A 24427-nucleotide genomic window follows, 5' to 3' on the forward strand; every position below is an offset into this window, starting at 1 on the left:
GTGAGCGGGCCGACGGTGACGCGGACCCACGGTCGTCCCGCCGACGCCGACCGCGTGACACCGTACGTCGGTCGGTGCTCGCCGCCCTCCCCTGGAGCTGGCCATCACCGTCGGTCGGTGCTCGCCACCCTCCCCTGGAGCTGGCCACCACCCTCGGCCGGTGCTCGCCGCCCTCCCCCGGAGCCGGCCACCGGCGCCTCGAACGGAACGCCGTCCCGTACCGGCGTCACTGTCCGCGGACCACATCCGCGGCCGGCATCCGCAGGGCGCTGCGGGTGGGGAGTTCCGTGGTGAGGAAGGCGGTGGCCGTGATCGTGGCGGCGAGGGCCGGGAGGAGCCAGACGGGGCCCGCGGGCCAGGGGCGGCCGAGGAAGGACTGGCCCAGGAGGGTCAGCGGGATCGCGGACAGGAGCAGGCCCGTGGTGAGGGCGGTGGCGGCCGTGACCGCGGCCTCCCGGCGCATCATGGCCCGGATCTGGCGCGGTGTGGTGCCGTTCAGACGCAGCGCCGCCATCTCGGTGCGGCGCTGTGCGGTGACGGCCACGAGCTTGTTCGCGATGCTGAGCAGGAGATAGACCAGCAGGATCACGATGGCGGCCAGGTTGATCCACAGCTCCGGCGGGGCGTCCTCCAGGCCGTCGGCGGAGGGTGCTTCGGTGCTGCCGAGTTCCAGGCCGGGCCGGGAGGCCGCGAGGGCGGTGAGGTCGCGCTCGGCCGTGGCCGTGCCGTCGGTGCGGATCAGGACGGACTGGTCGAGCGTCGTCGTGGTGTGTCCGGCCGCGAGGTCGCCGGACAGGACCACGGCGCCGAAGCCGAGACCGCGGCCGTAGACGGCGACCACTTCGGCGTCGGTCTTCGTCCCGTCGCCCAGGACGAGGCTCACGTGCCGGCCCGGTTGCGCCCCGCGGGTCCGGGCGACCTCGCTGCTGACGGCGATGGTGTGCCCGGTGAGGCGACGGAGGCTGCCCTTCCGGACGTCCAGGTCGAGGACGTCCGCCGCGGCCGGCGTCAGGATCATCGCCGTGTCCGCCTCTGTCTGTGGGTCGCCGAACAGCTCGTAGCGCCAGATCACGGTGGTGGAGCCGACCGGGGCCGCCGCCCGTACGCCGGGTGTGTGCCGTACGGCGGAGAGCGTGCCGGCGGGCAGTCCGCCCAGGCCCGGTGCGGTGAGCCGCTGCTGGGCGAGGGTGCCGGTCCGGGTGTCCCGCGCGGTGGCGGCCAGCACCGTGGTCTGGGTGAGGGTGTACGTCAGGACGAACACGACCGCCATGGCCAGGGCGCTGACGATGCCCGCGTTGCGCAGGGCGTAGGCGCGGACGTTGGACATCGCCAGCCAGGTCGGGGCCGACGTGGCGGCCCCGGTGCGCCGGACCGCCAGCGAGCCGACGCCCCGCACGAGTGCCGGCCCGGCCAGGGCCAGGCCGATCGCACCGAGGATGCCCGCGATGGAGGTGGCCGTCGCGCCGATGACCGTGCGGGAGAAGACCGGTGTCGCCGACAGGGTGGTCGCCGCGGCGATCACCAGCAGGCCCACGCGGGTGCGGACCCTCGACGGGCCGCGGGGTTCGCTGCGCGACTCGGCGACCGCCTCCGTGGCGGGCATTCGCGAGGTGCGCCAGGCCGCCCCGCGGGCCGAGAGCTGCACGACCACCGCCAACAGGACGACCGTCGCGAGGGCCGGGAACGGGCTGACGGTCAGCGGGAGTTCGGCGGGGATGACACCGCGGTCGCTCAGCAGCCGGCGGAACTGACCGGCCAGCAGATAGCCGAGCCCCACACCGGGGACCACGGCCACGGCAGCGACCGCGGTGGACTGGGCCGCGGCCAGCCGGCGGATCTGTCGCGGGGTCGCGCCGACCGCCCGCATCAGCGCCAGGTCGCGGCGCTGCCCGCCGATCGACACCGCCATCGCGCCGGCCATGACGAACCCGGTGATCAGCAGGACGATCCCGCCGAGCGAACCGGACAGCAGGAGCAGCAGCGAGCGGGACGCGGCCGCGCCGGGTGCGACCGCGTTGCCGCGCCCGCCGCCGGTGACCGTCAGCAGGCCGGTGCCCTTCAGTCTCGTACGGACCTCGGCGGCGACCCGCTCCTGCGCGCCGGGTGCCGTACGCAGGCCGATCAGGTCGACGGCGGCGGCTCCGCTGCCGCGACCGGACAGGCGTAGGGCCGTCGGGTCGGCGAAGAGGAAGCCCGCGTCCGGCGCGTCGACCACCGCGGAGACCCGGTATCCGGCGACGGGCCGGCCGGCGGCCACCATCCTGACCCGGTCGCCGGGCCGGAGCCCGGCCGCGGCGGCGACAGCGCGGTCGACGGCCACCTCGCCGGGACCGTCCGGCGGGCGGCCCTCGACGTGCGCGACGGCCGACAGCCGCGACGACGACCAGCCGTGGCCCGCCGTCGCGGGATCCCGGACCGCCGGGACGGGCCGGCCCCGGGTGTCGACGAGAGCGGCGGGGAAGCCGAGGTCGCCGACCGCCCCGGTGACCCCGGGCAACGCGGCCAGTTCGGCGGTCAGGCGGGCCGGGACCCGGCGCCGCTCCGGCAGTGCGACCGGAAGGTCGCCGCCTCCCGGACGGAACTCCTGGTCGGCCACGACCACCACGTCCGCGCCGGCGAGCCGGCCGGCGGGCAGGTGGGAGCGCAGGCCGGACTCGGCCAGCACTCCGGTGCCGGTGATCAGGGCCGCGCCGCCGAGCATCGCGCAGGCCACGGCCAGCAGTGCGGTCAGGCGGTGCCCGGCCATACGTATCGCGAGACGCAGCATCGTCTTCTACCTCTCCCCCAACATGACCAGCCGGTCGGCCAGTCGGGGAGCCGTCGGGGCGTCCAGTGACTCGACGACCCGGCCGTCGGCCATCACCAGCACCTCGTGGGCGCGGGCCGCGGCCGCCGGGTCGTGGGTGACCATCACGACCGTCTGGCCCAGGTCGTCCACGAGCTCGCGCAGCAGGTCCAGTACGTCGTGGGCGCTGCGCAGATCCAGCGCGCCGGTCGGCTCGTCGGCGAACACGACGGCCGGAAGGGCGGCCAACGCCCGCACGATCGCGGCCCGTTGCTGCTGGCCGCCGGACAGTTCGGCCGGGCGGTGGGTGAGCCGGTCGGCCAGGCCGACCCGTTCGACCAACATGTCCACCCAGTCCCGGTCCGGGGCCCGGCCCGCCAGCCGCAGGGGCAGCGTGATGTTGTCCGCGATGCTGAGCGACGGGATGAGGTTGTAGGCCTGGAACACGAACCCGACCCGCTCCCGGCGCAGTTCGGTACGGCGGGTCTCGTTCAGGCCGGCGATCTCGCGGCCGTCGATACGGACGCTGCCCGAGGTCGGGGAGTCCAGCCCGGCGGCACAGTGCATCAGCGTGCTCTTGCCGGATCCCGACGGGCCCATCACGGCGAGGAACGTGCCGGGTTCCACGGTCAGTGACACGGAGTCGAGGGCGCGCACGCCTCCCGGGTACTCCTTGCCGACCTCCGCCAGCGCGATGGCGGGCGCCCGCCGTGCGGTGCTCGCGGCGCGCGTCGCCGCCCTCATCGCCGGCCCTGGAGTCCACGAACGGCGAGGACGGCCACGCAGGCCGCCGTCGTCGCGCCGATGGCCAGGTGTACGGCCGTACCGGCGCCGGCGTACGACGCCACCGTGTTGGCGACCACGCTGACCACCAGCAGCGTCCACAGCAGTGTGCGTACCGGGTCCGTCATGGGGATCTCCTCTGCTCGGTTCCTCGTCGGCCGGCGTTCCCGACGCCGCCGTCCGTCGTCACCGACGCTATGGACCGGACCCCCTCCGGGCCGATCCCGCCAACCGCCCGGTCCGAGGTACAGCAGGCTGTACTTTCCGGCCCCACGACTGACGTGAAGTGCCGGGCCCCATAAGGTCGTTCGGGAGCGATCAGGACAGAGTCGGGGGAGAGGGGAGGGAGCAGGCATGGCCATCCGGCGACGGCATGAGCTTGCGTCCGGGCGCGTCGTCGGCCGCGACGCCGACCGCTACGCCCACCCTGAGGAAGACCCCGAGAACGATCCCGGGTACGACCCGGACAACGATCCCGAGCACGGCCCCGAGGACCGTGCCGACCGCCGCGTCGGTCCACGGGACGCCCTCGCGCGCGCCCTCGCCGACGCGTCCGCCGCGCTCGGACAGCTCGTCGGCGGGCTCGGCACCGCGACCCAGGCACTGGGCGTCCTGCTCCTGACGGCCGTCACCGCCCTGACCTGCCCGGTGGGCGTGGGCCTGCTCATGGCGCCCCCCGTGCTGCGCGCCCTGAACGCCCTGGCCGGCCGGGAACGCGAACGGCTGGGCCGCCACGGCCCCGAGGTGCCGGCCCCGAAGCCCCCGCCCACGCGGCTGCGGCCCGCCCTCGCCGACCCCGTCACCCGGCGCGAACTGCGCTGGCTGGTGCGGCACGCCACAGTCGGGCTGGTCCTCGGGCTGTTCGGCGTCCTGCTGCCGCTCGCCGCCGTACGCGACAGCACCTTCCCGCTGTGGTGGCGCATCGTGCCCGACAACACGACGAGCACGTCGCTCGGTATCGGGTCCGCGCACTCCTGGCCCGACGCCCTCGCCGTGGTCCTCCTCGGCGTGGGCTGGATCGCCATCATCCTCGGGCTCACCCCCGGCCTGGCCGGGCTCCAGGCGCGGCCCGGACGCCGGCTCCTCGCGGCCGGCCCGGAGACGGACCTGTCCCTGCGGGTCGCCGAACTCACCGCCACCCGCGCCGCCGCCCTGGACGCCCACGCCACCGAACTGCGCCGCATCGAGCGCTCCCTGCACGATGGCACGCAGAACCGGCTCGTGACCGTCACCGTGCTGCTCGGCGCCGCCCGCCGCATGGTCGCCCGCGACCCGGCCGGCGCCGACGAACTCCTCGAACGCGCCCAGTCGGCAGCCGAACAGGCCCTGGCCGAACTGCGGACGGTGGCCCGCGGCATCCTCCCTCCGGTGCTGGCCGACCGGGGCCTGACCGGCGCGCTGTCCGGACTGGCCGCCCAGTGCGCGGTGCCCTGCCGGATCGACGTCGACGTGCCCGTCCGCTGTGCCGCCTCCGTCGAGGCGACCGCCTACTTCGTGGTCGCCGAGGCCCTGACCAACATCGCCAGGCACAGCGGCGCCGGGCACGCCACCGTCACCGCCCGCGGGCACGGCGGCCGGCTGCATCTGCGCGTCACCGACGACGGCCGCGGCGGCGCCGACGAGGACGGCGGCTCCGGGCTCACCGGCATCCGGCGCCGCATCGCGGCACACGACGGCACTCTCACCCTGGCCAGCCCGGCCGGCGGCCCGACAACCCTCGAGGTGGACCTGCCATGCGGATCGTGATCGCGGAGGACGACCCGCTGCTGCGGGAGGGGCTGGCGCTGCTGCTGCGCGCCGAGTCCCTCGACGTGGTGGCGACCGCGGGCACCGCCGGCGGCGTGCTGGACGCCATCGACGCGCACGCGCCCGACATCGCCATCCTCGACGTACGGATGCCCCCCACCCACACCGACGAGGGGATCGTGGCGGCCGTCGAGGCCCGGCGCCGGCAGCCCGGCCTCGCGGTGCTCGTGCTGTCCGCCTACGTCGAGCAGACCTTCGCCACGGAACTGCTCACCGGCGGTGTGGCCGGTCTGGGCTATCTCCTCAAGGAGCGGGTCGGGCGGGTGGAGGAGTTCCTCGACGCGCTGCGGCGGGTGGCGGCCGGGGGCACCGCGATCGATCCCGAGGTGGTCGCGCAGCTCTTCACCCGCTCCCGTCAGGACACCCGGCTGGACCGGCTCAGCCCGCGCGAGCGGGAGGTGCTCGCCCTGATGGCCGAGGGGCTGGGCAACACGGCCGTCGCGGAACGGCTCGTCGTCACCGAGGGCGCCGTCCACAAGCACATCCGCAGCATCTTCGCCAAGCTGGACCTGGCTCCCACCGACCGGGTGGACCGCCGCGTCGCCGCCGTCCTGCGGTACCTGGAGGACGTCCGCCGACCGGCGTGAGCGGACGGGGGACGCGCTACGGGCGGACCGTCACGAAAGAGCCCGCGCAGGTTCGACCAGCTCGTCCCACAGGTCTCGACAGAAACCCCCTCCTCATCTGTCACAGGCATGCCATACGCTGCGCATAGCAGCCGCGCCCCGGGTGTCACCGCTCTCCGCGGTCCCGTCCGGGTGTTGCGCGGCGCTCTCAACTACCGGTGTCCCACCGGTTTCCTTGTGGGGGTAACAGCAACTGTGCGTACGCGCAGCATCTCTACCGCGACGGCGCTCGCGGTTCTCTTCAGCTCGGCGGCGCTGAGCGTCGTCGCGGCCGGCACGGCCTCGGCCGCCTCGGCGACCGTCACCTCGCCGGGCGGCATCGTCGCGGACGGGGCCCTGCAGCGGGTCTTCGTCGGCGACAGCTCGGCGGGCAGGATCGTGGCCGCGAACTACTCCGGCTCCCTCGTCGACTCGGTGAGCGGCATCGGCCAGGTCTCCGACCTGGCGCTGTCCGAGGACGGCGCGACGCTGTACGCGGCCGTGCCCGACCTGCACGAGATCGTGGCCCTCGACGCGGCCACCCTCGACGTCAAGACCCGCTACACCGTCTCCACCAACACCGGCCCGCGGTACGTCGCCTTCGCCGGCGGCAAGCTCTGGTTCTCCTATGGCGACCAGTGGGACGGCAACCTGGGCTCGGTCGACCCGACCGTGGACCCGGCGGGCGAGACCGACCCGGTGGCGCTCGCGCAGTACTCGAACAGGGTCTGGGGCCAGGCGCTCCTCGACACCGACCCGAACCAGCCGGGCGTGCTGGCCGTCGGCGAGACCGGCATCTCCACGGACTCGATGGCCGTCCTCGACGTGTCCGGCGCCACCCCGCAGGAGGTCGCCTGGTACCAGGGCGACTACTCGCTGAACAGCGGCATCGGGGACATCGACCTGGTGCCCGGCGCCTCGCAGGTCCTGGTCAACGGCAAGGACCGGGACGCCTACGCGGACGGTACGTTCAAGGCGGCCGGCTCCTACCCGTCCGGGCAGCGCGCCGACATCGCCGCGAACGGCCTGATCGCCCAGATCAGCGGCTCCAAGGTGGCCGTCTACAAGCCGAACGCCACGCAGCCGGTGCGCACCTACACCACCAGCAGCGCCGGCACCGGCGATGTGGCCTGGGCGCCGGACTCCTCGCGGATCTTCGCGCTGGTCCCCTCGGGCAGCGGCTACGTGGTCAAGGCCCTCACCGGCCCGACGCTGAACGCCCCGACGCTCACGGTCAACGCCCCGTCGTCCGCCCCGCGCGCCAAGAAGCTCACCGTCAAGGGCAAGCTGTCGGCGACGGTGCCGCTGCCCACCGGTGTGAAGCTCCAGGTCACCCGCACCGACCTGGCCAGTCCGGACGGCAAGGCGCTGCCCGCCGTCACGGTGAAGGCGGACGGCACGTACTCCTTCACCGACACCCCGCCGGCCGGCGGCACGGTCACGTACAAGGTCAGCTACGCGGGCGACGCCGAGCACTCCTCGGCGAGCGCCTCGGACAAGGTCGCGGTCTCGCGCGCCGCGACGGCCCTGTCCGTGAACAAGAACGGCAACATCTACAAGTACGGGACCGACGTCTCGTTCACGGCGCACCTCGGCACCACGTACAGCAACCGCACGGTCGAGATCTGGGCCGACCCCTTCGGCGGCGACAAGCCCAAGAAGCTGATCAAGACCGGCAAGGTCAACTCCCACGGCAACCTCTCGGCCACCGTGGACATGACCCGCGACACGACCGTCACCGCCGTCTTCAAGGGTGACGCCCGCTACGCGCCGAAGTCGGCGAAGGCCACGGCGTACGCCAGGGTCAGGGTCTCCACGGCCGTCTCCAAGCACTACAAGACGGGCCGGATCGGCTCGCACACGTACTACTGGTTCCACAAGAGCACCGACCCGCTGCTCACCACGAGCATGACCTACTACCCGGGCCGCCAGCAGCGGTTCGACCTGCAGGTCTACTACAACGGTTCGTGGTACTCGGCCGACTCGGAGTACTTCGCGCTCGGTACGAACGGCAAGTCGGCCGTGCGCCTGGGGGCTCCGGACGAGGCCGGCATCAAGGCGCGGATGCGCTCGGTGTACGTCAACGGTTCCTCCGGTGACACCGTGAACTCGACGACGTACGGCTCCTGGAAGTACCTGTACTTCTCCAACTGACCCGCGGGACGCGCGGTTCGACGCGTCAGTCGCTCGTCGTCGGCCCGGACAGCGGGCCGGCGGCGGGCGCGGACTGCGGGGGCGTCTCGTGGCAGGTGAAGCCGAGGCTGATCAGCGCCCGGCTCACTTCGGCGGCACTGAAGTCGCGGCGGTCCTGACGGGTGATCACCTCGCCCACCTGCTTGACCGGATACAGGCGGCGTCCGATGACGACGCAGGGGCCTGTGACGGGCTCCGGCGCGATGCCTGCCATCGACGCCTCCACCTCGCTCTTGACCAGGTCGAAGGGGTAACGGGCAATCACGCAGCGCACGGTGCCTCACCAAGGGTCGAGCGGAACGGGAAAGGAAGCGCGGGGGAAGCGCGGATGAAGCGCGGGCGCAAGCCGCGCCGAGAGGGAGAAGTAGAAAGCTGAATTAATCCGGAAAACAGCCAGGGGCCCGCACCCAAGGTGCGGGCCCCTGTGTTACGCCGTGTGAGCGCAGATCAGGCGGGGACGATGTTCTCCGCCTGCGGGCCCTTCTGGCCCTGCGTGACATCGAAGGTCACCTTCTGGCCTTCCTGCAGCTCACGGAAGCCCTGGGTGGCGATGTTCGAGTAGTGGGCGAAGACGTCGGGACCGCCGCCCTCCTGCTCGATGAAGCCGAAGCCCTTTTCCGCGTTGAACCACTTCACAGTACCGGTGGCCATGTCATAACTCCTGAGGCAGTGCTGGGAGCTCACACCGCGTGAACCCCACTCATCGCCGTGATGATCACCTGCCAGGGAAAAACCGTCAGCAAAATGGCAACCAAAACTGCAACTAGGACCCAAGCCTAGCACCCGAAAAGCACGGAAAGGATATGTGGAAAAATAACTCACCGGCCCCGACTGAATTCCTGCTCCAGAGACATGAGATTTTCCCTCCCGGCCCCGGCCGGATCTCCCCGGGACGCCGCAGGTCCCGGCCGTGACACAGCCGAAGGTCGAGAGCACCGGGGGCAGGGCGAGGCCATCTCACGGGGGGCCAGGCTTCACCCGGGTGGCCGCCACCCTGACGAAACCCGACGAGGAGTCGCCATTACGGCCAAGCGGGTGATAATCGGACTATGAGTACGGCGACGTTTGAACTGGCGGCCGCGTCTGGTGACGTACTGAACGTGCTCGCCGCCTTCGTAGGTGGCCTGATCATCGCCGGTGGCCTGGTCTGGGCGGTGCTCTTGGGCGTCAAGCTCGGGGACGAGGAGTCCCCGAGACCCCGGCCGGAGGAGCAGCCCCAGCTGCCCACGACCGGTGCCGTCCGCGAGATGCGGGAGATGCGGGAGGCCGAGGAGGTCCCGGTCGCCGCGGACGAGACGGAACGGCTCATGCCGTACCAGCTCCGCCACTCGGGGACCAGACGAGGAGAGGACCAGCAGAGACAACGCTGGCTGCCGGGATCCAGCGGATCCTTCGGCAGCGGTGGCCTGGGACACACATAGCCGGCCCGGAAGACGACGCGGGGGCTGCCACACCGTCCGTACCGGACGGGGGCAGCCCCGCTTCGGGTGTCTCAGACCCGGCTGTCCGCCGGCCGGTAGGTCGCCAGCGCCCAGATCACGAAGAAGTCGATGGCGATCATGACGAGCGACCAGATCGGCGCGTACGGCAGGAACAGGAACTGCGCCAGCATGCTCAGCGAGGCCAGGAAGATACCGGTGACGCGGGCCCAGGCGACGCCCCTGAGGATGCCGGCACCGGCCACCACGGCCAGCACGCCCAGGACCAGCAGGATCCAGCCCCAGCCGGTCAAGTTGATCTTGTAGACGTAGTCACCGATGCGGGTGTACACGTCGTCCTTGGCGAGCGCGGAGATGCCCTGGAATATCGCCAGGATGCCGTTCATCAGCATCAGGACACCGGCGAAGACGGCGCCGCCGGCGGCCCAGGCGGAGCCCGCGTGCGACGTGCCCCGGCTGCCCGCCTCGGGTGCCGAGCCGGCCGGCTGGTGCCCCTCGGCCCAGGCCGAGGAGGTCTGCCCCTGGCCGGTCGGCGGCTTCGCGTGCGGCTGCTGGGTCATGGCCGTACCCCATATCTTCCGGGGCGGTGGGTCTCGTACGCCGTCCGCCCATGTCGTCGGTCCTCCGACGATCCGGCCGAACCGGTGCCGCCACCACGGGAGCTGCGCCGAACGGGTGACGCCCGGCATGCGGCTCCGGCCCCGCCGATCTTCACTGGAACGGAAGACACCCCCTCCCACCCCGGCCCGGTACGGACACCGGCCGAGGGGCGGACCCCACCGGGACGGACCCGGACGAAGTTTCTGGAGGCGACATGGCCGGTTATCGTGCGCGCCGGACGACGGCCGGAGCGCTGACGGCGGCCGTGGCGATCGTGGCCGCCGCGCTGGCCGGCTGCTCAGGTGACGACAGCCCGTCGGACGCGGTCAGCAAGGCCGCCTCGGCGGCCCGCTCGGCGGGCGCGGAGGTGACGGCCGCCGCGTCCTCGCTGGCCTCGCGGGCCGCGGAGGCGTACGCGTCGGCGACGGCCGAGGCGGGCCGCACCTTCGACGACATCAAGGGCGGGGTCGACGCGAAGGGCTCCGTCACGCTCGGCAGCCCGGACACCGACTCCGACGGACGGACGACGGTCGAGGTCACCGCGGAGAACACCGCGGATTCGGCGAAGTCCTTCGCCGTGCAGGTCGACTTCACCGACCGGAACGGCAAGCTGCTCGACGTGGTCGTCGTCACCATCTCCGACGTGCCGGCCGGCGGGTCCGGCAAGGCCTCCGCCCGCAGCAACCGCGAGCTGTCCGAGGAGGCCCAGGACGAGGTGAAGACGAAGGTGGGCCGGGCGGTGCGGTACTGATCCGGTCCGCCGCCGCCGACGCGGCACCCGGACCGGATGCCCCCCGGGCCGCGCGGCTCCGGGGCGACGCGACTCCCCGGCGGCATGACCTCGCGACCGCGCGACCCCGAGGCCGCGCGGCCCCCGGGCCACGCGACTTCCAGGCCACGCGACTTCCAGGCGACGAGGCGGAGCGATGAGCGAGACACCGGTGGTCTTCACCGAGGCGGACTACGCGGCCCGGATGAGCCGGGCCGCCCGGGAGGCGGCCCTCGCCGGGCTCGCGGGCCTGCTCGTCACTCCCGGCCCCGACCTGGTCCGGCTGTGCGGCTACCGGCCCGCGGCGATCACCGGCCGCCTGACCCTGCTGGTGCTCACCGCGGACTCCGACCCCCGTCTGCTGGTACCGGCGGCGGAGCGACCGGACGCCGAGGCCGCGCCCGGGGCGGGTGCCCTGCGCACCTTCGTCTGGCAGGACGGCCAGGACCCGTACGCCGCCGCGGCCGGACTGCTGCGCCCGCACGGCCACTACGGCGTCTGCGACTCGACCTGGGCAGTGCACCTGCTGGGGCTCCAGGAGGCGCTGCCGCTGACCACCTACCGGCCGCTGACCGTGGTGCTGCCGATGCTGCGCGCGGTCAAGGACGAGCACGAGGTGGCGCGGCTGGCGGCGGCGGGCGCGGCGGCCGACGCGGCGTACGCGGAGATCCTCTCCGTACGGTTCGCCGGGCGCCGGGAGGCCGACGTGGCCGCCGACCTGGCCCGGCTGCTGCGCGAACACGGCCACAGCCAGGTCGACTTCACCCTGGTGGGCTCCGGCCCCAACGCCGCCGATCCGCACCACGAGGCGGGCGAACGCACCATCGAGGCCGGCGACATGGTGGTCCTGGACTTCGGCGGCCTGCGCGACGGCTACGGCTCCGACACCACCCGCACGGTCCACGTCGGCGAGCCGACGGAGGAGGAGCGGCAGGTCCACGACATCGTGCGGGCCGCGCAGCAGGCGGCCTTCGAGGCCGTACGACCCGGTGTGCCCTGCCAGGAGATCCACCGGGTGGCCCGCACGGTGATCGAGAACGCCGGTTACGGCGAGCGGTTCGCGCACCGCACCGGCCACGGCATCGGCGTCACCACCCGCGAACCGCCGTACCTGGTCGAGGGCGAGGAGCAGCCCCTGGTGCCCGGCATGTGCTTCTCCATCGAACCCGGCATCTACCTGCCGGACCGCTTCGGGGTGCGTATCGAGGACATCGTGACGTGCACCGAGGACGCCGGGCGCCGGCTCAACACGACCCCCCACGAGCTGGCGATCGTGTCCTGAGCCCGCGTCCGTTCCTCACGCCATCCAGAAGAAGACCGCCGTCATCCGCTTCTCCTCCAGTGTGGATCCGAAGTAACCGGTCGCGCTGTGCACGAGGTTGGCGCTGTAGAGGAGCAGCCGGTTGTACCGGTGCGGCACGCGTACGTCCTCCTCGAAGGCGTCGGCGGCGACGTACCGGGTGCCCAGCGCCTCGACGAGGTTGTTGTGCGGGGCCTGCACGACGTTGCCGCCGAGCCGTCCGCCCGGCAGGGACTGCCGGTGGAAACTCGTGCCGCAGTCCCTGGGCACGCCCGGGTTGAGGTAGAGAACGGCCGCGTACCGGCACAGGGCCCGTGAGTCGGTGTGCGGCCGGGGCTCGCTCTCGCCCTCGCCCACGACCTGTACGCAGTTGTGGTTGAGCGTTCCGCCGCCGGGCGCCCGCTGCACCCACAGCTTCCCGGCCCCGGTCGCCTGCCGCACCAGCCGCTCCACGCACCCGAGTTCGGCCGCGTCGAGACCGGGCATGGCCCGCAGCCCCGGCCAGGCCTCCGGCTTGTCCGGGTGGCCCTCGATCCAGTCGTCCTTGGCGAGACAGCGCTCCCGGACGGCGTCCGGGTCGGGCAGGACGTCGTCCAGGACCCAGTAGTCCCGCCCCTTGGTGGGCTTCCGGTAAGGAAGGACGGGGAGGATGGGAAGAGCCGTGGGGACTCTGGGGAGCTGTGGGGGCATGCGGCCGAATGTAGGGCGGGAGATCGTCTCGACTCTCCCGCAGCGCGGTCAACGTTCCGTCAACTTGCCTGTCCACTGAGCGACTTATGCGCGCTTTGACCGCTCGTGCCGGACCGGCCCGCACGCCCGGATGAGGCCCTCGTCACAGCCCCCGCCTCACTCTTTACCAAATCAAAAGGTTTCCGCGGTCGCCCCCCTCGTACTTCCCTGTGTCCGACCCGCCCACCGGCGGGACCGCCACGGGGCAGGAGGCATGGTGCGCTTTTCGCGGAACGCGACGGGAACGATCTTCGTGGGCGGGGCCCTCGGTCTGACCCTGGCCGCGCTGGCTTATCCCTCGATGCTGGGTCTCAGTACCGTCTCCAGTTCACCGGACCGGATCATCGCCCAGACGCAGTGGGGGCCGCTGACGGAGTCGGACCGCGACTTCGTGGTCAAGGTGCGCGCGGCCGGGCTGTGGGAGTACCCGGTGGGGCAGATCGGCCTGCAGAAGGGGACCACCAAGGGGGTCCTCACGGCGAGCCAGCACCTTGTCGACGGGCACGCCGGCCTGGACGCCACCTGCCGCAAGATCGCGCCCATGCTCAACATCACGCTGCCCAACGTGGCGAGCCCGCAGCAGCAGGGCTTCGTGTCGCAGCTGAGCGCGGACACCGGCAAGCAGTTCGACATCGACTTCGCCAACATCCTGCGCATCACGCACGGCTCGATCTTCAACACGGTCGCGAAGGTCCGCTCCACCACCAAGAACTCCCTGGTGCGGGCCCTGGCCGACCAGGCCAACGTGACCGTCCTCGACCACATCACGGTCATGGAGAAGACCGGACTGGTCAACTTCGACCAGTCCCTCTTCACCCAGACCACCCCGCCGAAGCTGCCCAAGTCGGACCTGACCCCGCCGGCCCCGCCGGCCGGCCAGCCGGAGGTCGTCCTGACCCCGCCGCCCAACAGCACCGAGACGCCGAAGCCACTGCCGACCTCGTGACAGCGGGGGGCCCGGGCGGCCCCTCGCCCGCCCTACCCGCCGAGCCACACGGTCGTGTCCGGTCCCAGCAGACCGCCCTCCAGCGGCCCGCTGGTCAGCAGCACCTCCCCGGCCGGCACCGCGACCGGCTCGTCCGACAGGTTGGTGACACAGCGCCAGCCCTCGTGCCGGGCGAAGTGCAGGACCCCGGGCAAAGCGTCGTCCGCCCAGGCCAGCCCCTCGCCCTGGAGCAGCTTGCGGCGCAGCCGCAGGGCCGTGCGGTAGAGCTCCAGGGTCGAGCCCTCGACCCCGTCCTGCGCCTCGACGGCGTACGACGCGAAGCTCTCCGGCTGCGGCAGCCAGGCCGCGCCCGCCCCGAAGCCGTACGACGGTCCGGTCCTCGTCCACGGCAGCGGGACCCGGCATCCGTCGCGTCCCTTGCGGACCCGGCCCGTCTGCTCCCAGACGGGGTCCTGGAGAACCTCGACGGGCAGGTCGGCGACCTCGGGCAGACCGAGTTCCTCGCCCTGGTAGACGTACGACGATCCCGGCAGCGCCAGCATCAGCAGCGTGGCCGCCCGGGCCCGGCGCAGGCCCGCCACCGGGTCGACGGCGGGGGCGTGGCCGCCGGACAGCAGCCAGGCGTTGTCGTCGGTGCCCGGCGGGAGCAGGAGGCGGGAGGCGTGCCGTACGACGTCGTGGTTGGACAGGACCCAGGTGGCCGACGCTCCGGCCATCGCGGCCGTGTCCAGGGAGTCGGTGATCACCTGGCGCAGTTCGGTCGCGTCCCAGGGGGTTTGGAGGTACTCGAAGTTGAAGGCCTGGCCGAGTTCGTCCGGCCGGGCGTACAGCGCGCGCCGGGCCCCCTGCACCCACGCCTCGGCGACCGCGGTGCGGGGCGGGTGGTAGTCGTCGAGGACGGCGCGCCAGTCGCGGTAGATCTCGTGGACCTCGTCGCGGTCGTAGAAGGGGTGGGAGCCGGGCGGGAGGCCGGCGAGCGTCGCCTCGCCGCTGACCTCCGTGGCGCCGAGGTCGCGCAGCGGCTCGCTCAGGTCCTTGGCCAGGCCGTGCGCGACGTCGACGCGGAAGCCGTCGACCCCGCGGTCGGACCAGAAGCGCAGGGTGGTCCGGAAGTCGGCGCGGATCTCCTCGTTGTCCCAGTTCAGGTCGGGCTGCTGGGGTGCGAACAGATGCAGGTACCACTGGCCGTCCGGCACTCGTCGCCAGGCGCTGCCGCCGAACACGGACTGCCAGTCGGTGGGCGGCAGTGCGCCGTGGGTGCCGCGGCCGTCGCGGAAGACGTAGCGGTCGCGGGCGGCGGAGCCGGGTCCGGCCCGCAGGGCCTCCTGGAACCAGACGTGCTGGTGCGAGGTGTGGTTCGGCACCAGGTCGACGATCACCTTCAGGCCCAGCCGGTGGGCCTCGGTCGCCATGGCGTCGAAGTCGTCGAGGGTGCCCAGGCGCGGGTCGACGTCGCGGTGGTCGGCGACGTCGTAGCCGCCGTCGGCGAGTTCCGAGGGGTAGAAGGGGCTGAGCCACAGGGCGTCGACGCCGAGCGCGGCGAGGTGGCTCAGGCGCCCGGTGACACCGCGGATGTCGCCGAGCCCGTCGCCGTCGGCGTCGGCGAAGCTGCGGGGGTAGACCTGGTAGACGACGGCCTGCCGCCACCAGTCGGGGTCCTTGCTGGAGAGGTCGGGCGTGGTGCGAACGGTCACGCGTGCTCCTCCGCGGTGTGTACGGGCGGGTGCGTTGCGAGCGGGTGCCTGCTTTGTGGGCGGGTGCTGCGCGGGCGGGTGCTTTGTGGGCGGTGCTGTGCGGGCGGGTGCTTTGTGGGCGGTAAGGAGAACCCTGTCCACTTGGCCGGAAAAGTGAACATCCAGCCTGTCTCCGCGCGGTCCGGAGGGAGGTATTCCCTGTGTGGGGGAATTGTAATGACTGGCTCAACCACCTTTGTATCGCCGCAGGTTGACAGCCCTGAGCCAGGAGATCCACGATGTGCGCACGCTGTGGCGCATGTGACCAATGGGCCCAGTGTTTCTTCGGGTTACTCACCCCCCGCACACGCCAAGATGGGATACGCATGTCCATAGCGAGACGTGTCACCGTGCGCCGCCTGCTGGGGACGGGCGTCGCGACGCTCGCCCTCTGTACCGCCTCCGTCGCCGCCGCCTCCGGCGCCTTCGCCACCGGTACGCCCGGCGGCGACGGCTGGAAGTCCGCCGACGGCTACCAGCCCGGATCGGGGGCGGGCACGGTCACGGAGACCGACCGCTGCCAGTTCTCGCTCGACGGCACCGACTTCTACGACTCGGTGAAGGTGGACGACCAGAACCTGCGGCCCACCGACGACGGCAAGGTCCACGTCAAGGTCCGCACCGCCGGCGACGCCACCACCTGCACCGCCTCCCTGGCCTCCTACCTCGCCCACGGGTCCAGCTTCCGCACCTCCGGCGAGCAGGTCTTCGTCGACTTCGACACCGTGACGGTCAAGCCGGGCCAGACCGAGTCCCTGGACATCGCCGTGCCGGACGCGGGCTGCTACGCGCAGATCGACCTCTACCGGGGTGCGGTCAGGTTCGACGGCAAGCTCGACGCGAAGGACGGCTTCGAGCACGGCGACCTGCCCAAGGGCCCGGACCGCCCGGTCATCAAGGACAAGCTGATCGCGGCCTGGAACGGCGGCACGAAGGACTGCACGACGGCTCCGCCCGAGACGCCGTCCACCCCGACGGCCCCGGAGTCCTCCGAGCCCTCCCAGCCGGCGGAGGAGTCCACGCCGCCGGCGAGCGAGACGCCGTCGACCGAGACCGGGACCCCGACTCCGGCCGCCTCCGAGTCCACCACCGCGCCGGCCACCACGCCGAACGGCGGCGGTGACGACCTCGCCGAGACCGGCGCGAACGGCAGCACGGGGCCGATCGCGATCGGGGCGGCGGTGCTGCTGGCCGGCGGCGCGGGCCTCGTGGTGGCCACCCGCCGGCGCCGGAGCACGCGCGCGTGACCCTTCCAGGGGGCGGCCTCCGCCCCCTGGAACACACACCGGGGGCCGAGCCTCACCCGTCGGAAGGACCGAGAGGCTCGAGCAGGGCGGCGACGGTTTCGTCGACCAGCCTGTAGCGCACCACCCGTCCCTCCCTCTCCCCCTCGACGACCCCGGCCGCCCGCAGCAGCCTGAGCGCCTGCGAGACGGCGGGGTCGTTCGTCCCGGTCGCGATCGCCAGGTCGGACACGGCCAGCGGTCCGGTGCGGTGCAGGGCCAGCAGCAGGGCCAGCCGCCGGGGCTCGCCGAGCAGGGCGAAGCGGTCGGCCCAGGTGCGGACATGCGCGGGGTCGCCGATGGCGGCGACGGCGTCACACACGCGGTGACCGTCGATGGTGCGCCGGTCCGCGCGGTCGGCCGGGACGAGATGCATACCGCCATCCTCGCAGGCGCACTGTGTGATCTTCCATACCTGCGCAGGTGCGCAGCTATGCAGTGGACCGCCCGCCGCCCTACGGTGGTCGGGCCGTGGTGCTCGGGAAGCCGGTGACGACCCCTCAGGGGTCCATGCCGGAGCGGCCCTCGCCACTGTGATCGGGGAGTTTCCGGCCCACCGTCCCGCGAGGGACAGCCACTGGTCGCCGCAGGGTGACCGGGAAGGCGGGCCGGCGGCGTACGACCCGTAAGCCAGGAGACCGGCCACGGCATCTCACGAAGTGATCCACGAGGTGCTGGAGCGTGACCGCATGACCCTGCCCGAACCCGCCCCGGCGTCCTTCACGTGGCGCCGGGAGGACACCGTCAAGACCGCCGGCCTGCTGGCGGCCGTCGCCGCCCTGCACGTCGTCGCCTTCGGCATCCTCTTCCTGCTCGTCGTCCCCGAGCACTACGAGGTCGGCACCAGGGCCTTCGGCGTCGGACTCGGCGTCACCGCCTACACGCTGGGCATGCGGCACGCCTTCGACGCCGACCACATCGCCGCCATCGACAACACCACCCGCAAGCTGATGGCCGACGGCAAACGGCCGGTCTCGGTGGGCTTCTGGTTCGCGCTCGGCCACTCCAGCGTGGTGGTCCTGCTCGCCGCGCTGATCGCCGGCGGCACCCGACTGGCCGGCCTTGTCATGAACGAGGGCTCGCGCACCCACCAGACCCTCGGCTTCATGGGTACGACGATCTCGGGGACGTTCCTCTACCTCATCGCCGCCCTCAACCTGGTCGCCCTGCTCGGCATCCTGAAGGTCTTCAAGGCGATGCGCGCGGGCACCTACGACGAGCGGGAGCTCGAACAGCACCTGGACTCCCGGGGGTTCATGAACCGGATCCTGGGCCGGCTCACCCGGTCCATCAGCCGCCCCGGCCAGATGTACCCGCTCGGCTTCCTCTTCGGCCTCGGCTTCGACACCGCCACCGAGGTCACGCTGATGGTGATGGCCGGCTCGGGCGCGGCGGCCGGGCTGCCCTGGTACGCGATCCTGTGCCTGCCGCTGCTGTTCGCCGCCGGCATGAGCCTGTTCGACACCCTCGACGGCACCTTCATGAACTTCGCCTACCAGTGGGCCTTCTCCAACCCCGTCCGCAAGGTCTTCTACAACCTCACCATCACCGGGCTGTCCATCGCCGTCGCCTTCTTCATCGGCACCATCGAACTGGTCGGCGTCCTGCACGAGAAGCTCGACCTGAGCGACGACCTCAGCGGCTGGGTCGCCGGCCTCGACCTGGACAACGTCGGCTACGTCATCGTCGGCCTGTTCGTGGTGGTGTGGGCGGCGGCGGTGACGTACTGGAAGGTCGCCAAGGTGGAACAGCGCTGGGCGGTGCGGCCGGCGGACAGTCGCTAGGACAGCTGCCGGGACTCCCCGGGTCTCCCCGGTTCTCCGCCGGCTCTCCGCCGCGACAGCCTTCCAGCGGCTTCCTCAGACGCCCTCGACCGTCGTCAGCCACAGCTTCACGTACCGCTCCGCGTCCACGCCCAGGCCGACGTCCACCAGGGCCTGTTCCCGTACGCCCTCGTGGATCTCGGACTCGCCGGGGCGCGGGCGGCGGTCGACGACGGTCTGGCCGCGGGTCGGGCCCGGGGCCAGGGACACCTCGACCGGCAGGCGTTCGGTGGTCAGCCCCTCCGGGTCGACGACCGCGCAGACCGCGCCCGCGTCACCGAGGCCGCCCGTGGGGGTGGGGTCGCCGGAGGTGGCCGGGTCGCGGTGGGCGAGCAGTTCACCGGCCAGCCGCAGACGGGGGTCCCCGCTCGCGCGCAGCCGCTCCACGTCCGCGGCCGGGACCAGGACCTGCTTGAACACGTCGAGGCCGTACATGGTGATCGGCACGCCCGCGGTGAGCAGGACGGCCGCCGCCTCCGGGTCGTGCCACACGTTGAACTCGGCGACCGGCGTGGCGTTCCCGGTCGCCACCGCGCCGCCCATGAACACGATCCGCTCGATGTTGCGCACCACCTCCGGGTGCGTGCGCAGGAGCAGCGCAATGTTCGTCAGCGGTGCCGTCGGGATGAGGGTCACCGGGCGCGGGGAGGCGAGGATCTCGCGGCGCAGCAGCGTCACCGCGTCCACGTCGACCGGAACGCGGGTCGGCGCGGGCAGCCCGAGGTCGCCCATCCCGTCCTGCCCGTGCACGTGCCGGGCCGTCCGCACGGGCTCGATCAGCGGCCGCTCGGCACCTCGCGCGACCGGGATGCCGGGCGCTCCGGCCTGCTCCAGCACGGTCAGGGTGTTGCGGACGACCCCGTCCACGTCCGTGTTCCCGGCCACGCAGGTGATCGCGCGCAGGTCAAGGCCGGGGTGGCGGACGGCGAACAGCAGGGCGAGGGCGTCGTCGACACCGGTGTCACAGTCGATGATCACCGGGATGGGCTGACCGTTCACGCTGGAGCTCCTGTTCCTACGACCGACTCGGCACGGGGTACTACGGAACCGACCCTACGCAGCCTGCTGCGGTTCCCGGCCACCCATGGGCACGGCGGGGGGCGCGCGAGGCGGTGCGGGCGGGAGGCCGGTGCGGGCCCGAGGGCGGCACCGACGCGAGGCCCGCACCGACGCGAGGCCCGCACCGACGCGAGGGCGGCACCGACAGCACGGCGGCGCACGCGCGAGGGTCGTCTTTCGGCTGTCCGGGGTGGCGGTGGTAACCCGGACGGACCGTCTCGCTGGTGGGGTGATCGGCGTGGTGGTGCTGTGGGAGCACGTACTGGATCTTGGCCGCGCGCAGGAGGCCCCTCGATGACCCGTCCCCCGGCCCGCCTCCTCGTGTGCGCCTCGGCGCTCTGCCTCGCCGGAGCGCCGAGTCTCACCGCCTGTTCGCCGGGCGGCCCCGACCGGACTGCGCCCCGCGCCTCCGCCACGACCGGCCGGTCCGCCCCCGCCGCCTCACCCTCCCCCAGCCCTGGCACCGCGCTCACCTCGGCCCAGGCGGAGGCCGCGCTGATCACTCCGGCCGACCTGGGGGAGCCCTGGACTCCGACACAGGGCGCCGCGACCTGGCGGGACACCCTGCTCAAGGCGACGGCCGACAACCCCGACTGCGGGCGGCTGCTCGAGGCGGTCTACACCGAGGATCTGTTCGGCCCGCGCAACCCGATCCGCGCGGTCGCCGGTCTCGACGACGGCATGGACGAGGCCCAGCTGCGCTACCAGGTCATCGCCCACGACCCGGCGGACGTGGACCGCACCCTGGCCTGGCTGCGGTCGCTGCCGCAGAAGTGCGGCCGGTTCACGGCCGCGACCGCCGGGGGTGCCGTACAGGGCGGGCAGGTGACCGAGGCGGCGCTGCCGCCGGTCGGGGACGCCCGGGAGGGCCTGCGGATCACGCTGGCCGGCGAGAACGCCGACGGCGAGCCCACCGCGCTCACCCTGGACCTGGCCGCCGTCCGCGTCGGCGACGACGCGATCGTCCTCACCAACGGGGGCCTCGGCACCGTGTCGCAGGAGGTCACGGCAGCGGTCGTACAGCTGGGCACCCAGCGCCTGACGGAGGTCCGCAGACAGGCACGACTGGAGGTCTGAGCCGAGCGGACCCTCCGGGCTTCTCGGCTCGGGCCACCCTGACCGCGTCCGTGTCCGCCGCCCGCGGCTCAGGAGCGCTTCGTCGCCTCCTGCAGGAGGTCATCCGGCACCAGTGTGCGTTCGGCCAGGGCGCGGGCGATCGACGTGAGGGTGGTCCGTTCCCTCTCCGCGTGGCGGCGCAGCATCTCCAGTGCCTCGGCGAGGGAGACGCCCGCGTACTCCGCGAGCAGCCCCTTGGCGAGTTCGACGGTCGCCTTCGCCGAGACCGCCGCCTGGAGGGACGTCAGCAGGTCCTGCGGGCGTCTGGACTCGGCGGGCCAGTGGGTCAGGGTCAGCGCGACGATGTCGCTCATGCCCTGCGCCACGGCGATGTCACCGTCCGGCAGGGCGTCGCAGCGCCGGTTGGCGAGAGCCACCGCGCCGATCGCCGTCCCGTCGAGCCGCAGCGGCAGGGCGTGCACGGAGAGGTAGCCGGCCTCCAGGGCGTGCGCGGTGTACTCGGGCCAGCGGTCGCCGGTCCGCAGGTCGTCGGCGGTGACGGGCTCACCGGTACGGAAGCAGTCGACGGACGGCCCCTCGTCCCGCCGCACCTGGAGCACGTCCAGCCGGCCCAGGTCGTCGGCGGAGGCGGCCATCGTGCGCAGCTCACCCCGCGCGTCGGCCATCACCACGCCCACGGCGTCGACCGCCAGCAGGCCCACACAGTGGTCGCTGAGCCGGGCGAACAGGTCGAGCGGGTCGAAGTACGCGCCCAGCGTGTCCGCCAGATCCACGAACGCGCGGGTGAGCCGCACTTCCCGGTTCATCCGAGCCTCCTCACACGGCCCGGAAGCACGTCGGCCTGGCGTCCGGTCGCCTGCCGTCCGGTCGCTTCTCGTCCGGCCGGAGCGTACCTAGTCACGGTCGAACCTCTTCCTGTGCGAGACCACATCGTGTGCCAGCTCGAGGGCGGTCCGGTTGTGTGCGAAGGCGTGGGCGCGCAGGAGCGCCAGCGCCTCGTCCGCGCCGATGCCCGACTGCACCATGATCATTCCTACGGCCTGGTAGACCTCGTCGTGATCGGTGGCCAGGCCGCTCAACCAGGCCGCCTCTCCCTCGGCCTCATTGTCCGCTTCCTGGGGGAGCGCCATCAGGGCCATCGTCATGACGCTCGACACCAGGAGCGCGGTGCGCAGTTCGGGGTTGGTGAGCGTGCCGGTCGTGGCCCGGTAGAGGTCGAGCGTGCCGACGCACACCGCGTCGTTGCCGAGCGGGATCGAGTACACCGCCTGCACTCCGACGGCGGTCGCCTGCTGGGCGAAGACCGGCCAGCGGCGGGCGTCCCGGCCGATGGTCAGGTCGGAGGCGAGGACGGGGGCGCCGATCGAGGCGGCGTACACGCAGGGCCCGTCACCGAGGGTGGCCTGGACCTCCGAGAGGTGGGCGGCCTGGTCGTCGCTCGCGCTCAGCTGGATGGGCATGCCGTCGGCGCGCAGCGAGATGCTGGCGCCCACCACCGGCAGCAGTTTCACCGCCACCGTGCACAGCCGGCCCGGCATCTCCGCGGGGCTGGCGCCCCGTACTCCTTCGGCGATGACGTCGGCGGCCCGCAGGCGTTCCCGCTTCTCCGCGCCGTCCGCGCCGTCCGGGACGGGCAGCCGGGGAGTGTCACCGCCCGACGCGCCATGCGGACCGGAGTCGTCGCCGGGGGAACCGTAGCGGTCGTCCCTGGGCCGCACGGCCACCGCCTCCTTCGATCAGCGCGGCCATTATCGTCCATGAGCTCTCGGAGTGGTCTCACCCGAGCGTGGGTGACGACTCGTGGCGGGCCGGCTCAGGGGCCCACTCCGTCTACCCCGCCCCCGTCCGGCGAAACCCGCGCCGGCCTGGGCCGGGACCTGGCCGTGTCCACCGGGACCCGGGGCCACCGGGACCCGGCTGTGTCTACCCGGGGCCGGCGGCCAGGCGGCTTCGGTGCCGAGCCGGCCCCGGGGTGGCACGGTCCGTCGGTCTGTCGGTCCGTCGGTCCGTCGGTCCGTCGGTCCGTCGGTCGTGGTGATGCACGTGTGTCTCGGCCCGCCGGTGGGTTCCCGGGGACGACGGCCGGGGCGGCTGTGCGCCGCCCCGGTCCGGTCACAGAGGCGGCTGTGCGGGTGCGGGGCCGAGGGTGGTCGTGCCGGGGGCCGTACGGTGTCCGAGTCCCGTCCGGTAGGCGTCCAGCGCCGCCTCCACCCGGCCGGTCCGGCGCAGCAGGTCGCCCAGCAGCCGGCACAGGTCGGCCAGGTCACCGGCGGCGCCCGCCCGCTCGAGCAGGCTCAGTGCCCGTACGTAGTGCTCCTCGGCGGCCTCCGTGTCCCGGGCGTCCTCGGCGATGATGCCGAGGAGGCGGTGCGCGGCGGCGGAGTGCAGGGCGCCGCGCTCGGGACTGAAGTCGCTGAGCACCTGCCGCAGCAGTTCGGCGGCCTCCTCGGACCTGCCGCGCCGGCGCAGCACGTCGGCCAGTTCCACGGCGACCTGGCTGGAGTAGAGGGAGGTCCGCTTGGCGGACAGCATGGTGAGGGCCTCGCGCATCTCGCTCTCGGCCCGCTCGAGTTCGCCGTTCTGCGCGTACACGTACCCGCGCATCCAGTGGCAGTTGGCGAGCTCGGTCCGGATCTGGAGCTGCCGGTACAGCTCGGCCGCCTTGGCCAGCGAGACGTCGGCCTCGGCGAGGCGGCCCTCGGCGAGCAGGGTGCGGGCCACGGACCGGTGCATCCGGGCAACGAGCGCCGGGTCGCCGGACTGCGGGGCGAGAGCGAGGGCGAACTCGGCCGCCTGGGCGGCCCGGGCGTGGGCGCCCATGTCCATGTAGGGCCCGATGACGCTGGCGTAGAGGAGGAGCAGCGCGTCCGGATCGTGCAGGCCGCCACGGTTGAGTTCGTCGAGGGTGGACTCCAACAGGTAGACGGCGTACCGCAGTTCACCGGCCAGGTAGTGGGAGACGGCGCGTCCGCGCAGGGCCGGGACGCGGGCGGGCAGCGGAGCGTCGGCGAGGACCCGCTCGGCCCGCTCGAAGTACGCGCGCCCGGCGTCCAGCTCCCCGGTGTCGAGCCCGCACTCGCCGAGCCCGAGCAGCGCGGCGGCCTGCACCTCGACGATCCCGTGCGTCTGCGCCTCACCGAGCAGCGCGGCGTACTGCTCCGCCGCCGCCTCCGCCTCTCCGACGGCGAGCGTGCGCTGCGCCTCCGTCAGCCGCAGCCTCAGTCCGGTCACGAGGTGGGCGGGCCGGCCGGTGGTCAGCTCCTCGAACGCCACCCCGAGCCGCTCGGCCAGATGCCGCAGCGCCTCGTCGGAGGGCCGCACCCGCCCGGACTCCAGGGTGGAGATGTACGCCGGCGTGTAGGCGGGCTCGGCCAACTGCCTCTGTGTCAGCCCGCGCTCGACCCGCAACTGCTGCACCCGGCGCCCGATGGTCCCCGGTTCGTCTCGGTCGGGCATGGGCCAACTCCCCCTGTGGGTCTTGCCGTTCGGGTTCGAAA

At 72.8% G+C, this 24427-nt stretch carries 23 protein-coding genes and 1 riboswitch; of the genes, 10 read left to right on the top strand and 13 right to left on the bottom strand.

What is annotated here, in order from left to right; genetic code table 11:
• Positions 1-226: 226 nt before the first annotated feature.
• From OG985_RS22785 to OG985_RS22795, 3 genes are read right to left on the bottom strand one after another with little or no spacing between them, the layout of a single operon-like run.
• Entirely contained in the window at positions 227-2767 is a 2541-nt protein-coding gene (locus tag OG985_RS22785) for an FtsX-like permease family protein (protein ID WP_371670183.1), read from the bottom strand.
• Positions 2768-2773: 6 nt separating this feature from the next.
• Positions 2774-3529, bottom strand: coding sequence for an ABC transporter ATP-binding protein (locus OG985_RS22790; protein WP_371670184.1), 756 nt, complete (start codon positions 3527-3529; stop codon positions 2774-2776).
• Positions 3526-3696, bottom strand: coding sequence for a hypothetical protein (locus tag OG985_RS22795; protein ID WP_371670185.1), 171 nt, complete (start codon positions 3694-3696; stop codon positions 3526-3528). The genes OG985_RS22790 and OG985_RS22795 overlap by 4 nt, the downstream gene beginning before the upstream one ends.
• 226 nt (positions 3697-3922) lie before the next feature.
• Here OG985_RS22795 and OG985_RS22800 point away from each other — a divergent pair, with 226 nt between their 5' ends.
• From OG985_RS22800 to OG985_RS22810, 3 genes are all read left to right on the top strand, one after another.
• Positions 3923-5314 carry a sensor histidine kinase gene (locus tag OG985_RS22800; RefSeq protein ID WP_371670186.1) on the top strand — a complete coding sequence of 464 codons (1392 nt, stop codon included), beginning with the start codon at positions 3923-3925 and terminating at the stop codon, positions 5312-5314.
• Entirely contained in the window at positions 5302-5961 is a 660-nt protein-coding gene (locus OG985_RS22805; protein ID WP_371670187.1) for a response regulator, read from the top strand. Before OG985_RS22800 ends, OG985_RS22805 begins: the two co-directional genes overlap by 13 nt.
• 234 nt (positions 5962-6195) lie before the next feature.
• Positions 6196-8133 (top strand): YncE family protein, encoded by a 1938-nt coding sequence (locus OG985_RS22810; protein WP_371670188.1) that lies wholly within the window; start codon positions 6196-6198, stop codon positions 8131-8133.
• A gap of 25 nt (positions 8134-8158) precedes the next feature.
• On the opposite strand, the gene OG985_RS22815 is transcribed toward OG985_RS22810, so the two are convergent.
• Complete coding sequence (locus tag OG985_RS22815) at positions 8159-8446, bottom strand: SCO5918 family protein (RefSeq protein WP_371670189.1); 288 nt, start codon at positions 8444-8446, stop codon at positions 8159-8161.
• 173 nt (positions 8447-8619) lie between these two features.
• The gene (locus tag OG985_RS22820) at positions 8620-8823 is read right to left on the bottom strand and encodes a cold-shock protein (RefSeq protein ID WP_046247661.1); all 204 of its coding nucleotides are present in this window, start codon (positions 8821-8823) and stop codon (positions 8620-8622) included.
• 398 nt (positions 8824-9221) lie between these two features.
• Between OG985_RS22820 and OG985_RS22825 the strand changes: the two genes are divergently transcribed.
• Positions 9222-9593 (top strand): DUF6479 family protein, encoded by a 372-nt coding sequence (locus tag OG985_RS22825; protein WP_371670190.1) that lies wholly within the window; start codon positions 9222-9224, stop codon positions 9591-9593.
• A gap of 71 nt (positions 9594-9664) precedes the next feature.
• Here the strand turns inward: OG985_RS22825 and OG985_RS22830 are convergent, their stop codons facing one another.
• The gene (locus OG985_RS22830) at positions 9665-10171 is read right to left on the bottom strand and encodes a hypothetical protein (RefSeq protein WP_371670191.1); all 507 of its coding nucleotides are present in this window, start codon (positions 10169-10171) and stop codon (positions 9665-9667) included.
• A gap of 254 nt (positions 10172-10425) precedes the next feature.
• On the opposite strand from OG985_RS22830, the gene OG985_RS22835 reads away from it, so the two are divergent.
• Together OG985_RS22835 and OG985_RS22840 are read left to right on the top strand one after the other, a co-directional pair.
• Positions 10426-10962, top strand: a complete 537-nt coding sequence (locus tag OG985_RS22835; protein ID WP_371670192.1) for an FxLYD domain-containing protein — start codon at positions 10426-10428, stop codon at positions 10960-10962.
• A 175-nt stretch (positions 10963-11137) separates the two neighbouring features.
• A complete protein-coding gene (locus tag OG985_RS22840) occupies positions 11138-12262 on the top strand; it encodes a M24 family metallopeptidase (protein WP_371670193.1) in 1125 nt (374 codons plus the stop codon).
• A 15-nt stretch (positions 12263-12277) separates the two neighbouring features.
• Here OG985_RS22840 and OG985_RS22845 read toward each other — a convergent pair whose 3' ends face one another.
• Positions 12278-12970, bottom strand: a complete 693-nt coding sequence (locus OG985_RS22845) for a DUF6445 family protein (protein WP_371670194.1) — start codon at positions 12968-12970, stop codon at positions 12278-12280.
• A 292-nt stretch (positions 12971-13262) separates the two neighbouring features.
• Between OG985_RS22845 and OG985_RS22850 the strand changes: the two genes are divergently transcribed.
• A complete protein-coding gene (locus OG985_RS22850; protein WP_371674467.1) occupies positions 13263-13955 on the top strand; it encodes a DUF4142 domain-containing protein in 693 nt (230 codons plus the stop codon).
• Between the two features lie 32 nt (positions 13956-13987).
• Here OG985_RS22850 and OG985_RS22855 read toward each other — a convergent pair whose 3' ends face one another.
• On the bottom strand, positions 13988-15649 hold the full coding sequence (locus tag OG985_RS22855) for a glycoside hydrolase family 13 protein (RefSeq protein WP_371670195.1): 1662 nt from the start codon (positions 15647-15649) through the stop codon (positions 13988-13990).
• Positions 15650-16014: 365 nt separating this feature from the next.
• On the opposite strand from OG985_RS22855, the gene OG985_RS22860 reads away from it, so the two are divergent.
• Positions 16015-16935: an LAETG motif-containing sortase-dependent surface protein gene (locus OG985_RS22860; protein ID WP_371670196.1), complete on the top strand. Its 921-nt coding sequence runs from the start codon at positions 16015-16017 to the stop codon at positions 16933-16935.
• Positions 16936-16987: 52 nt separating this feature from the next.
• Here OG985_RS22860 and OG985_RS22865 read toward each other — a convergent pair whose 3' ends face one another.
• A complete protein-coding gene (locus tag OG985_RS22865) occupies positions 16988-17347 on the bottom strand; it encodes an ArsR/SmtB family transcription factor (RefSeq protein WP_371670197.1) in 360 nt (119 codons plus the stop codon).
• A gap of 79 nt (positions 17348-17426) precedes the next feature.
• A riboswitch (cobalamin riboswitch) is annotated at positions 17427-17633 on the top strand.
• Between the two features lie 27 nt (positions 17634-17660).
• Between OG985_RS22865 and OG985_RS22870 the strand changes: the two genes are divergently transcribed.
• A complete protein-coding gene (locus OG985_RS22870) occupies positions 17661-18755 on the top strand; it encodes a HoxN/HupN/NixA family nickel/cobalt transporter (RefSeq protein ID WP_371670198.1) in 1095 nt (364 codons plus the stop codon).
• Between the two features lie 75 nt (positions 18756-18830).
• Here the strand turns inward: OG985_RS22870 and OG985_RS22875 are convergent, their stop codons facing one another.
• Positions 18831-19793 (bottom strand): nucleoside hydrolase, encoded by a 963-nt coding sequence (locus OG985_RS22875; RefSeq protein WP_371670199.1) that lies wholly within the window; start codon positions 19791-19793, stop codon positions 18831-18833.
• 354 nt (positions 19794-20147) lie between these two features.
• Here OG985_RS22875 and OG985_RS22880 point away from each other — a divergent pair, with 354 nt between their 5' ends.
• On the top strand, positions 20148-20930 hold the full coding sequence (locus OG985_RS22880) for a hypothetical protein (RefSeq protein ID WP_371670200.1): 783 nt from the start codon (positions 20148-20150) through the stop codon (positions 20928-20930).
• A gap of 68 nt (positions 20931-20998) precedes the next feature.
• On the opposite strand, the gene OG985_RS22885 is transcribed toward OG985_RS22880, so the two are convergent.
• The 3 genes from OG985_RS22885 to OG985_RS22895 form a co-directional block, all read right to left on the bottom strand.
• Positions 20999-21736 (bottom strand): GAF and ANTAR domain-containing protein, encoded by a 738-nt coding sequence (locus OG985_RS22885; RefSeq protein WP_371670201.1) that lies wholly within the window; start codon positions 21734-21736, stop codon positions 20999-21001.
• A gap of 87 nt (positions 21737-21823) precedes the next feature.
• A complete protein-coding gene (locus OG985_RS22890; RefSeq protein ID WP_371670202.1) occupies positions 21824-22654 on the bottom strand; it encodes a GAF and ANTAR domain-containing protein in 831 nt (276 codons plus the stop codon).
• Positions 22655-23042: 388 nt separating this feature from the next.
• On the bottom strand, positions 23043-24386 hold the full coding sequence (locus OG985_RS22895; protein WP_371670203.1) for a tetratricopeptide repeat protein: 1344 nt from the start codon (positions 24384-24386) through the stop codon (positions 23043-23045).
• Positions 24387-24427: the final 41 nt, after the last annotated feature.

It is taken from the genome of Streptomyces sp. NBC_00289 (assembly GCF_041435115.1).
Lineage (GTDB): Bacteria > Actinomycetota > Actinomycetes > Streptomycetales > Streptomycetaceae > Streptomyces.

Excerpts from the sequence above, each read along its gene's own strand:
- OG985_RS22800 (WP_371670186.1), top strand. The coding sequence starts at position 3,923 with ATGGCCATCCGGCGACGGCATGAGCTTGCGTCCGGGCGCGTCGTCGGC.
- OG985_RS22845 (WP_371670194.1), bottom strand. The coding sequence starts at position 12,970 with ATGCCCCCACAGCTCCCCAGAGTCCCCACGGCTCTTCCCATCCTCCCC.
- OG985_RS22880 (WP_371670200.1), top strand. The coding sequence starts at position 20,148 with ATGACCCGTCCCCCGGCCCGCCTCCTCGTGTGCGCCTCGGCGCTCTGC.
- OG985_RS22820 (WP_046247661.1), bottom strand. The coding sequence starts at position 8,823 with ATGGCCACCGGTACTGTGAAGTGGTTCAACGCGGAAAAGGGCTTCGGC.
- OG985_RS22840 (WP_371670193.1), top strand. The coding sequence starts at position 11,138 with ATGAGCGAGACACCGGTGGTCTTCACCGAGGCGGACTACGCGGCCCGG.
- OG985_RS22785 (WP_371670183.1), bottom strand. The coding sequence starts at position 2,767 with ATGCTGCGTCTCGCGATACGTATGGCCGGGCACCGCCTGACCGCACTG.
- OG985_RS22795 (WP_371670185.1), bottom strand. The coding sequence starts at position 3,696 with ATGACGGACCCGGTACGCACACTGCTGTGGACGCTGCTGGTGGTCAGC.
- OG985_RS22860 (WP_371670196.1), top strand. The coding sequence starts at position 16,015 with ATGTCCATAGCGAGACGTGTCACCGTGCGCCGCCTGCTGGGGACGGGC.
- OG985_RS22830 (WP_371670191.1), bottom strand. The coding sequence starts at position 10,171 with ATGACCCAGCAGCCGCACGCGAAGCCGCCGACCGGCCAGGGGCAGACC.
- OG985_RS22895 (WP_371670203.1), bottom strand. The coding sequence starts at position 24,386 with ATGCCCGACCGAGACGAACCGGGGACCATCGGGCGCCGGGTGCAGCAG.
- OG985_RS22870 (WP_371670198.1), top strand. The coding sequence starts at position 17,661 with ATGACCCTGCCCGAACCCGCCCCGGCGTCCTTCACGTGGCGCCGGGAG.
- OG985_RS22790 (WP_371670184.1), bottom strand. The coding sequence starts at position 3,529 with ATGAGGGCGGCGACGCGCGCCGCGAGCACCGCACGGCGGGCGCCCGCC.
- OG985_RS22885 (WP_371670201.1), bottom strand. The coding sequence starts at position 21,736 with ATGAACCGGGAAGTGCGGCTCACCCGCGCGTTCGTGGATCTGGCGGAC.
- OG985_RS22825 (WP_371670190.1), top strand. The coding sequence starts at position 9,222 with ATGAGTACGGCGACGTTTGAACTGGCGGCCGCGTCTGGTGACGTACTG.
- OG985_RS22865 (WP_371670197.1), bottom strand. The coding sequence starts at position 17,347 with ATGCATCTCGTCCCGGCCGACCGCGCGGACCGGCGCACCATCGACGGT.
- OG985_RS22805 (WP_371670187.1), top strand. The coding sequence starts at position 5,302 with ATGCGGATCGTGATCGCGGAGGACGACCCGCTGCTGCGGGAGGGGCTG.
- OG985_RS22835 (WP_371670192.1), top strand. The coding sequence starts at position 10,426 with ATGGCCGGTTATCGTGCGCGCCGGACGACGGCCGGAGCGCTGACGGCG.